The following is a 9,887-nucleotide window of genomic DNA, read 5'->3' as shown; positions in this document are numbered from 1 at the left end:
CATGCGCGCCGGAAGTTCTTCGAACTGGCCGATATCGCGGGCAACGTCCGCAAGGGCAAACCTGCCCATCAGATCTCGCCGGTCGCACTGGAAGCGGTAAAACGGATCGATGCCATCTTCGACATCGAGCGCGAGATCAATGGGCTGGATGCTGATGCCCGGCTCGTCGCCCGCCAGAACCTGTCCCTCCCCCTAGTGAACGGCCTCCACGACTGGCTGCAGGAAGAGCGCGCGAAACTGTCCAGACACAACAAAGTGGCCAAGGCGATCAACTACATGTTTGAGAAGCGTGGCCGTTGGCAGGCCTTCACGGCATTCCTCGATGACGGGCGTATCTGTCTGACGAATAATGCGGCCGAACGCGCCTTACGTGGCGTTGCCCTGGGTCGGAAGTCGTGGCTCTTTGCAGGGTCCGAGCGCGGCGGTGAGCGGGCGGCCGCCATGTATACCCTTATCGTCACCGCAAAAATGAACAACATCGACCCACAGGCCTGGCTCGCCGATGTTCTTGCCCGGCTGCCCGACATGCCCGTCTCGCGCGTGCATGAGCTTCTGCCTTGGAACTGGAAAACCCTATCCCTTCCACAAGCAGCGTAACCATGCAGCTGAACGAGGTGTATTCCGTCAAGACAATCGACCGCGTCACCGTCGAACTGGGCGAAACCGTTGATCGGATCTTCGATCTCGCCATCGGTATGGAAACCGAAGATGGTGTGATCTGGGTCCACGGCCCCGGCGACGATAGCGTGATCGCCTTCACTCCGCTTGGGATCGGAAACCTGCAAGCGCTCATCTTAATGAACCGTGATCTCGAGCGATGACCCACCTGTGGCCTACGCCGGATGCTTACGCATCTTCTCGCAGAACCGGACCGAGTACTTTGACAGTCAGTTCCGAAAAATGCCGAGTTAGACCGCAAGTGCGGAGGTCCCCGTCGATCAGCAAGACGGATCTGCCTAGCCCATGGAGACTTTGCGCCAGCGCCATCGCGGCGGTGGTCGCCCCCTCCCCCGCGACCGAAATTGTGATAATGACAACTTGGGATGCGCCGTCTGCGTTCAATCGTAGAACCGACGTGCGAAGATCGCGCAGAGCCTCCGCTGGGGCGGAAGTAGGTGCGTTGGCGAGATACTGCGCCACATTCGCCCCCTTCAATGGCATCTCAGGGATCTGAGCCAATACAGGGTGGCCTGTTGCGGCTTCCAGTTCACGCGCGGTGCGGAAACCATCGCCCTGCATTTCGCGGCCGAGAACGATTGCCAAACTCGCGAGCAGACCAAACACCGCCGACATCGCTAGGATCAACATCCGGCGCGGAGTCGATGGGCGAAGAGGCACCACCGCATGAGATAGAATGCGGCTGTTCGCCCAGTGGTTTTCCTACAAAGCCGTCGTTTCATTCAAGCGCGACAGGAAATGATCGTAGAGCACACGCGCGCCTCCGCTTCTCGGGTAAGCTGTTGGAGGATTATCAAATCGCGACCTTGCTGAGAGGCCTGCGCGCTTAACTCAGCTTTCGAATCGCAGAGCGCGGCCAGCTGTTGTTGCGACCGAAACAAATGATCCCGGCTTAGCTGAATCACGGTTTGGAACCTTGCCTCAAATGCACGCCTAAGCGCCGGTTCCTCATCCATACCATCGAGAAGACCAGCAAGCCGCGTATCCGCAGAAGCATTTACCTTCTCCGTAGATGTCACCGCCGCTTCCAGAACCGCACTCCGTCTCTCCGACGCTGCTCGCGCTTCCTGGACCGCCGCAATACGGCCATGCAACTCCTTGATCTGCCGCTCCACCCCCCCGAGGGGCCGCGACCGAAACCAGTTCCGTGCTCGCATTGAATGCGGAGCCCTTCGCTTCTGCGGTTTGGAGTTTGGCCTGCATAGCCGTGACGCGCTCAGTTAACCAAATCACCGCTTGTTGTGCCGCCTTTGCCTAATCTTCGATTTGATGAGAGACGTAGAGTTCGACGATGGTCTCTGCGATCAGCGCAGCTTTGCGGACATCTTCACTTTCGACCGTGACATGAAGCACCCGGCTTTGCGGAATGTTTCGGATGGTGACTACTTTGAGTAATTTCGAGATCGCCGCATCCTGTACCCGCTGCGCTTCTTCCGGTCGAAAGCGCGCGCTGAATTCCACGTCTGAGGCAAGATTGAGCCGTTCGACCACCTGCGCCAGCAGCACCCGGCCCCGCAACACTTCGACTTCGGAATTCAATTCCGCCCTGTCGACGGATGGACAACCGCCCCGCACTATTCGGAAAGTCGATGATCTGCTCTTGCTCGAGCAACAACCGAAGTACCGCGGTCGCACGATAAAGGCGCGTGGCTAGGATATAAGCGTAGAAAGCGCCGATCAGCAGCGCGGTAAGACTCCCGCGGCAACCAGCCATTTCCCCGCCAGAGACTCGCCGTTTCCCCGTGATGCCGGGCCGAAGGCTCTTGTAGATGCCAGCGCTCATCCCGTAGCGTCGCAGCTCCTCAGGCTCTACGGGGCGAGGGCCGACAAAACTCATTTCTCCGCGCAGCACATTCAGGATCTGAGGCAGCTCATCCAAACTGCTCCACCGCAGAAAGCGGCCCAGTTTGATGATCCGGGGATCATGATCGAGCTTATGTTCCAATGCCCATTCCTTGGGAGCGGCGGGGTTTTCGTCGAGATAATGGGCAAGGTGCTCTTGGGCGTCGGCCGCCATGGTACGGATCTTGCAGCAGCGAAACGCGCGCCCCCCTTTTCCCACCCGCCGATGCCTAAAGAACGGCGTACCATCATCGAGCGCGACCACCCCCGCGAGGGCAAAGATCACCGGCAGGAGAACAGGCAACAAAACCATAGCAAGCGCGATGTCGAAGGCGCGCTTGCCCCATCGCGCATAAGCGGTTCCAGACCGGCCCGATGGGAAAGACCGCGCCCCGGCTATGGATGACCTGGTGTTTCATAACGGCTGCCTCCCAACCCGCGCCAAAGCGGAGACGGTTGCTGCAAGAAGCGCTGCCGGGAAAGTGGGCTACAACCAGCCAAACGGCACCTTCGTGCAAAAAAATTTGGCTAAAATATTACGGAGGCAGGTTAAGGAAGTCTTAAACGCCGAAGGGCGCCTCATCCGCGAAAGCATCCGGGATCAGATCTTCCCAGAAAGCCCGCATCTCCGACGCGCAGAGCGCGGCCTTCCAACCCAGCCGAGAGAACTCTGATTTCAGAAGCTCATCGCTCAGCCAAGCCAAGAACAGTTTTCGGTCCGCATCGCGCTGTGTGGGGGAGCGGGATTCGACGATCTTCTGCACCCGCGCCATGATCGCCGCCCGCGCTTTGCGTTCTTCTTCAACCACTTGCGCGCGTTCTTCTTCCGCAGCATCGGTCTGCGCCGTTTGCGCTTTACGCACCACCGCCGCGACTTCGGCCTTGGGCGAAGGGGCTGCGGGTTTCTCTGACTTATAGTCGTTCTGAAGCGCCGCCCTTAGATATCCCACCGGGCTGTCGATGCCCCCCCTGCCCTTTAAATAGGTAATCTTTTCTGAAACATAGTCCTCACCATGTTCGGAAATCCATTGTCGCGCCAACCGGTCTGAGACGCCCAAATCCATAAGCGCGGTATAGACGGCCCCCTGCCGCAGCCCTTCCCCATCATCAATGTCGAGCATGGCAAGTTGCGGGTTCTCTTTGATGAGAAACCGGATCTCACTGACCTGCCGACCCATCTTGTGCAACTCGGGCGTGATCAGGATGTTTGAGGTTTTGTTCACCTCCGCCACGGCTGGCTTGATGATCTTGGCATTAAGGTGCTTAAAACTTTCGTAATAGGCACTGCCATCGACCCCCATAAGCCGGCGAAACAGATCAATCGGCCACCACCCCGTCGATCCGGTGCGCAGAAACCGATAGCAGTTTTCATAGAGCGCCAGCGCATGGCCGGAGGTGAACCGCCGCTGGATATTCAGATTAATGAGCGCAAAGACCTTCGGGTCATGTAGTTTTTCCGCCAAAGCTGGGGAATAGGCATACTCACAGATCCCCGCCGACAGTTTCGCATAGGACAAAAGCGCGGAGACGCCCCATTCTTGCCGCCCGTTGGCGTCCAACATATCCCATTCCGCCGTGGTCTCGGCCAAACTGCGGAGGGACTGTTTCAACGTGTCCATGTCGTTGGAGTTATAGCCCACCATCATGCACAGGGTCCGCGCATCGATCTGATGTTTGTTGCGCGTCACAAGCGTGTCATAGGCGTTGAGCAGAAGAACGTTGCTTAGCTTCCGCTGTAGTAGCGTCAGCTTACCCGAGACGTGGATCGCCGCCACGTTCTTCTTCACCGACTGGCGACGGAGCGCGCCGGTCAATTTGTCATGGGGGATGCTGCTCATCTCGGCCTCTGCTCTGCCGCCACCGCCCCGACGCTTCGCGCTCTTGGGTGACCTCATCCGATTATTGCGCAAAAGGTCCCCAACCTCAATCAATCAATGGGGACCCGTTTACAGGGCAGATACATCCCGGAAACGGGTCCCTTACAGTATATTTGCCTTACTCGCGTGGGCCGACCGAAGAAAACGCGGGTTTGGAAGCACGAAAAACGTTCCAAAACGGCCCTCCCGACGATCGGTTCCGCTCCCCCCGCGAATCGGAACCCGTTCTACCGCATACAGGTACTGGCGAACCTGTAAGCAGGTACCCATAGACCTGCTTAGTGGTACCTATCTCGTCATAGCGCGTTGATAAAAAAGAGTTTCCCAAGCCTAAAGATTCTAAATCTAGTAAACAATAACAAACTATGTGAGCCTCTATTAATATGGATTCCGATTTCAAGCGGCCGGTTTCGCATGCGAAACCGGCAAGAGGCTCGCAACATGTACTGCACGCCTTATTGTTTCCCATTTCCAAAAAGATGTGCGACAATATGGGTGATAACATCGAATAATGATGATCTGACCGAGGCATCGCAACATGGACAAGAAGTCGGGCACCCCCCTGCCCCCCTATTTCAATCTCGACCCTGAAACCGCAGCCGCGAAGCTTAGCGATCCAGTAGACACTGCCCGATTCGCCAAAGCCGCTGCTTTTGCTGGGCGCGGAAGGGCAGATCTCGCTAAACGTGGGTATGCCCCAGATGGCCAGAAGAAGCTCCGAAAATTTTCGACCTGGGAGATTTGCCGCTACCTCATCCCCGTGGCCCCCGCCCACCTGCGTAGGGTGCTGAACAAACACCCCGAACTTCCCCAAGGCGAAGGAGCCGGGAACGCAAAACGATTCAGTCTCGAAGAAATCCTTACGCTGCGAAATCACTTCGCTGAAGAAGGCGTTAGCACCAAAGAATACCGCCCTTACCGCCCCAAAGGGCTACCCGCAAAAGTGGTCGCGGTGGCGAATTTTAAGGGGGGTGTTGGCAAGACCTCAACTGCGGCGCATTTGGCCATGTCTGCAGCTTTGGACGGCTATAAAGTGCTTGTCATTGACCTCGACTCCCAAGGCTCGATGACCTCAATCATGGGCGGTCAGGTTCAGGATGAATGGCAGACCATCTTCCCTCTACTCGCCCGCGATTATGCGATGCAGGTGCAGGCGGAAAACCGGGTTCGAGCCGCGGCTGCAGAGCCCGAGATTCCGATGGACGAAACTTTGAGCGAGGCACTGACGATCTCGCTCGAAGACGTCGTTCAAAAAACCCATTGGCCCAACATCGATCTCATTGGAGCCCAGCTCAATCTATATTGGGCGGAGTTCCAGATCCCCGTTTGGCGGATGGCATTGCGGCATTGGGCCCTTTGGGATGCGCTGTCCTCAGCGCTTGATTTGGGGGGTGCGATGGAGGAATATGACATCATCTTGCTCGATACACCCCCTGCCCTCGGCTATCTGACGATCAATGCTTTGGCCGCGGCAGATATTATCATGGTTCCCTTGGGCGCCTCGTTCTTGGAGTTCGATTCCACCGGTCGTTTCTTTGACATGCTCTATTCCACCTTCGCCTCGATAGAGGAAGGTGAGAACGCGGCACGGCGACGTGAGGGCTTGCCGGAGATGAAGTTTGAATGGGACGTCGTGCGCGCGATCATCACGCGCTTTGACGCCAGCCAGCAGACTGATCTGGCAAACGTGATCCAAGCTTATTTTGGTGATATGACGAACACTTATCGGCAGGAGTTCACGGCAATGGTCGGGCAGGCCGGAGAAAGTGTGAACGGGATTTATGAGGCCGATTACCGGGATTTTAACCGTGAGACCTATACCCGCGGTCGGGAGACCTTCGATCGGACCTATGCCGAGTTCAAGGAGATTTTGCTGGGCGCATGGTGGCGCGATGATCAAGAGCGGAAGGAGGCCGAGAATGGCGAAACGCAGACATCTTGAAGTCCCCTCGGCGGAGGCACTCAAAGAGATCGAAAAGGGTTTCGCGCGCGAAACCTCTCGGATTGGCACTCGTGCGCCGATCGCCGATGTCGCAGCGGATGCGGCCTGGCATAAAGACCCCCTGCCTCAGCATCTGCGTGAAGAAAATGCGCGGGACAAAGCGGATGCAAAGGCGCTTCGACTAGCGCGGGAAAAGGGCCTCGTTCTGACCGAAGTGCCGCTACATGAGATCACCGCCGATGCGCTAAGCCGTGATCGTTTGAAGATGGACGAAGAGGACCTGGCCGAACTTCGGCGGTCAATCGCGGACCATGGGCTTCGCTTGCCGATCGAGGTTTTTGAGCCGTCCAATCCTGACGCCGCGGGGAAATATGCTCTGATTTCAGGCTTTAGACGCCTTGCCGCCATGCGCGAATTGAATGCGCTTTCGGGGGGTGAGCGGCATCAGACCATCCCGGCTTTCGTGCGCAAACCGGATACGCTGGCCGATGCGATTGTGGCGATGATCGAAGAGAACGAGGTCAGGACTGGGCTCAGCCAATATGAACGCGGGCGGGCAGCCGCGATCACGGTGCATGATGGGGTTTTTGCCACTGTTGATGAGGCCGTCGCGACGCTGTTCTCCTCGGCTAGCAAGGCTAAGCGGTCGAAGATTCGATCCTTTGCTTTGGTTCATGAGGAGCTTGGGGACATGCTCCGTTTCGGACCCGAATTGAGCGAACGCCAGTGTCTTCGTATTGCGACCGGCCTACGCGCGGGGCAAAGCGAAGCGATGCGGAAGGCATTGGAGTCTCACGCTGTGGCTACCGCGGACGATGAATGGGCGGTCTTGGAGCCGTTGATCGATGCAGTTGAAGGTGTCGGCACCGATCCCAAACGCGGGGGGAGGCCTCGAAAAAGCGTGGAACGGTCTACGCGGTTAAGCTTCGCCAATGATGTCACGATGGAGCGTGTGCGCACCGAAGACGGTTATACCATTCGCATTCGTGGCGCGAATGTGAACGAGGAGATGATTGAGCTGGTCATGGACCGGATCAGGTATTTGCTTGAACAAGCCTGATGCGGCGAGGGAGGTTTCGCGCGCGAAACCTCCCTCGCCGCCTACCCCAAATCAGAGGGGTTTCGCACGCGAAACCCCTCCCCAACCCGAAGCATAGCCTCCTTTAAGGTGCCGTTAATTCGCGCCTCCGATGCTGAAGTTCTTAGTTCTAAAAGGAGGCCGCGACGCCCATTCTGGATACCTTCGAAGAGCACCACCACGGATTACCCGGCCCTGTCTACGGCGGGTTCGATGTGGTACCAAGTGATGCGGTAGACCTTCTTCAAATGATCCGCAAGGAAATGGTCGCTTCTGCTGCCGATCTGGCGGTGGTGCTGAAAAGCGGGGGGCGCGGTTACCCTGCCCGCCCTTTCAGCCGGGGTGTTCTATCCAATCCGCATCACAAGGGTGTTGGCGACGGGAACCACGGCTACAGGCGTTAAGGGGCTGATCTAATGCTGGGGGTCGGAATGCACCTCTCCGAGGACATACCGTAGCTGGGTACCTATCGCTTTTCCAGCGGGATTCAGTTGGGATCGGGTGTGTTTTGATATTGGTATCGAACAGTCTGGCGGGCCTATCGCGCGGAGGTTGAACTACGCGATCTGGTCGACACGGCGATCTGGACCGGCGCAGCGATCCATGTCGATGGCGTGGCCGGTGATGAACGCTAACAGTCGTCTTAGCGGGCAGGACGATGATGTCGCTGATGCCAAAAGAGCGTTCCAAGCGGCCTTCACCGCCGGCAACGCCACGGGCGGAGCTTGTCGCGTTTTGGTTAAGCCGGATACCTACGTCAAGGCGGCTTTCACCCATCACGGTAATGACATGCCGAACCGGCCTGGCGCGGTGATCGGTTGGGCAGGGCCGCTGCGCTATCGCGCGGTGTTGTCAACCGTAACAGGGTGCGATGCGCGAATGAAAGCTCGGTGGGCGGGTGTTTCGCAGCGATCTTCTGACACGGGCGTGGCTGTGTACCGAGTTAAGCGAACGTTCGGCGGCGCCAGCTGTGCGGCGACGGAGAATACATACCCGCGGTTACCGACTTGTATGTTGTGAGAAAGAAACCTTCCGGAATTCCTGGCGTGGGCGGTGTCCTGAACAATCGGGATGTTGTGTATCGGGGTAGAGGACAGCTATGGACAAAAGAACAGTCTATCCGAGTAGGCGTGACGCGTGGCGCAGGGCCGCTTAGACAAGTGAGCGATTATGGCTCCCTTTGGTCCCTCGTTGCCAGGAATACGGCGAAAGCGGAGTGGTATCTCTGGACGGCTCTCTGCAGAGCATAGTCGAGAAGGGCAGAGTGTCAGAGCCCGGCAGCCTTGGTCAGGTTCACCCTAAAACGGTCGCGGCGGCGCTGGTAGCGGCGGGTCATCTCGGCCGAGGTGTGCCCAAGTTGCTTTTGGACGTAGCGCTCGTCGACTTCCGCAGAACTTGCCAGACCAGCACGCAGGGAGTGGCCGGAGAACAGTGTTAGGCGGTCCTTCTCCGGCAGTTCGGATCGGATACCCGCGTCTAGGACCGTGCGCTTGATAAGCCGCGCAACGTGTTTGTTGTTCAGTCTCGTTTCGGATGCCCTTTTGCCATCGCGCGAAATGCCGACGAAAACTGGCCCGAAGTCGGTCTTTGCAAAGTGCAACCATTGCTCGATTGCATGTACGGGGCAGCTCGGTTCCTTGCTACCGCGGCCGACTTCGACCTCCCGCCAACCGGTCTTGGCGTTTAGGGTGAGGAGGGCGCCTTTGTCGAAGATCTCGATCCAGCCGCCGGAATCCGGCGTGTCGTCCTGGTGGACGTCCAAGCTGACAATTTCCGATCGACGCAGACCACCTGCATAGCCGAGGAGCAGGATGGCTCGGTCTCGCAGACCGCGCAGGTCGAAGGGCAGGGTGGCGACCATCGCCAAGATATCCTCGGGCAGGATCGCCTCTTTCTGCACCGGCGGGCGCGCGTGTTTGCGTTTGATCCCGGCGAGCACGGTCGCGATGTGCCTGTCCTTGCGGTCAAGCGTAAATCCGCGCTGCGCATAGTTCCAGGCAAGCCCGGATAGGCGGCGGTCGATTGTCGAGACCGATAGGGGGCAGGATATCGACTGCGACGCGGAGGGGCGTGAGCCGGACGCCAGGTCGGCGAGGTAGAGGCCGATCATCTCGGACGACGGAGGCAGCGCTGCTGTGCCCTTCATCCGGCACCAACGTGCGAAGTGCGCCCAATCCTTCGCATAGGCCTTCAGCGTATTCTCAGACACTGACGCCCGGGCATAGTCTCGAGCCGTGTCCACCAGTCGATCGAGCGTACCGGACCCCGCGACATGGGAGGGCAGGGCGATACTGTGGTCCTGATCTCTCCTCTCGACGCGAGCGTCATTCAACTTATCGGAGGGCGCTGATCGCGATTTCTCGGTCTTTGAAGGCATTTTTTACTGAATCCGATGTCGGTCTGCCGGAATTTCTGAGACTGCGTTCCATTTGTTTTCAATAGCTTGCCTGTGTCGCATTTCTGAAACCGA

8 protein-coding genes and 1 pseudogene are annotated in these 9,887 nt (G+C 58.0%); 4 read left to right on the top strand and 5 right to left on the bottom strand.

Annotated features, from left to right (window positions below):
- Together ACGYLQ_RS20290 and ACGYLQ_RS20285 are read left to right on the top strand one after the other, a co-directional pair.
- Positions 1 to 597 (top strand): transposase (locus ACGYLQ_RS20290; protein WP_394444587.1); only part of this gene is annotated, 597 nt, incomplete at its 5' end.
- A gap of 2 nt (positions 598 to 599) precedes the next feature.
- Positions 600 to 821, top strand: a complete 222-nt coding sequence (locus tag ACGYLQ_RS20285; protein WP_394444585.1) for a hypothetical protein — start codon at positions 600 to 602, stop codon at positions 819 to 821.
- Between the two features lie 25 nt (positions 822 to 846).
- Here the strand turns inward: ACGYLQ_RS20285 and ACGYLQ_RS20280 are convergent, their stop codons facing one another.
- The 4 genes and pseudogenes from ACGYLQ_RS20280 to ACGYLQ_RS20265 all read right to left on the bottom strand — a co-directional run bounded on the left by ACGYLQ_RS20280 (position 847) and on the right by ACGYLQ_RS20265 (position 4,358).
- Positions 847 to 1,356 (bottom strand): GNVR domain-containing protein, encoded by a 510-nt coding sequence (locus tag ACGYLQ_RS20280; protein ID WP_394444588.1) that lies wholly within the window; start codon positions 1,354 to 1,356, stop codon positions 847 to 849.
- A 576-nt stretch (positions 1,357 to 1,932) separates the two neighbouring features.
- Positions 1,933 to 2,217, bottom strand: coding sequence for a hypothetical protein (locus ACGYLQ_RS20275; RefSeq protein ID WP_394444590.1), 285 nt, complete (start codon positions 2,215 to 2,217; stop codon positions 1,933 to 1,935).
- 235 nt (positions 2,218 to 2,452) lie between these two features.
- Positions 2,453 to 2,833 (bottom strand): annotated as a pseudogene (locus ACGYLQ_RS20270) (sugar transferase); the annotation flags it as partial.
- Between the two features lie 247 nt (positions 2,834 to 3,080).
- Complete coding sequence (locus tag ACGYLQ_RS20265; RefSeq protein WP_394444583.1) at positions 3,081 to 4,358, bottom strand: replication initiation protein; 1,278 nt, start codon at positions 4,356 to 4,358, stop codon at positions 3,081 to 3,083.
- Between the two features lie 577 nt (positions 4,359 to 4,935).
- On the opposite strand from ACGYLQ_RS20265, the gene ACGYLQ_RS20260 reads away from it, so the two are divergent.
- The gene (locus ACGYLQ_RS20260) at positions 4,936 to 6,339 is read left to right on the top strand and encodes an AAA family ATPase (RefSeq protein WP_394444581.1); all 1,404 of its coding nucleotides are present in this window, start codon (positions 4,936 to 4,938) and stop codon (positions 6,337 to 6,339) included.
- Positions 6,290 to 7,399 carry a ParB/RepB/Spo0J family partition protein gene (locus ACGYLQ_RS20255; protein ID WP_394444580.1) on the top strand — a complete coding sequence of 370 codons (1,110 nt, stop codon included), beginning with the start codon at positions 6,290 to 6,292 and terminating at the stop codon, positions 7,397 to 7,399. The genes ACGYLQ_RS20260 and ACGYLQ_RS20255 overlap by 50 nt, the downstream gene beginning before the upstream one ends.
- Before the next feature lie 1,285 nt (positions 7,400 to 8,684).
- Here the strand turns inward: ACGYLQ_RS20255 and ACGYLQ_RS20250 are convergent.
- Positions 8,685 to 9,794, bottom strand: a complete 1,110-nt coding sequence (locus ACGYLQ_RS20250) for a tyrosine-type recombinase/integrase (RefSeq protein WP_394444577.1) — start codon at positions 9,792 to 9,794, stop codon at positions 8,685 to 8,687.
- Between the last annotated feature and the right edge of the window lie 93 nt (positions 9,795 to 9,887).

This window comes from Sulfitobacter sp. 1A12779, from assembly GCF_043557315.1.
Classification (GTDB): domain Bacteria; phylum Pseudomonadota; class Alphaproteobacteria; order Rhodobacterales; family Rhodobacteraceae; genus Sulfitobacter; species Sulfitobacter faviae.
The sequence above is the reverse complement of the archived record's forward strand: the minus strand, read 5'-3'. Positions and strand labels throughout refer to the sequence as shown.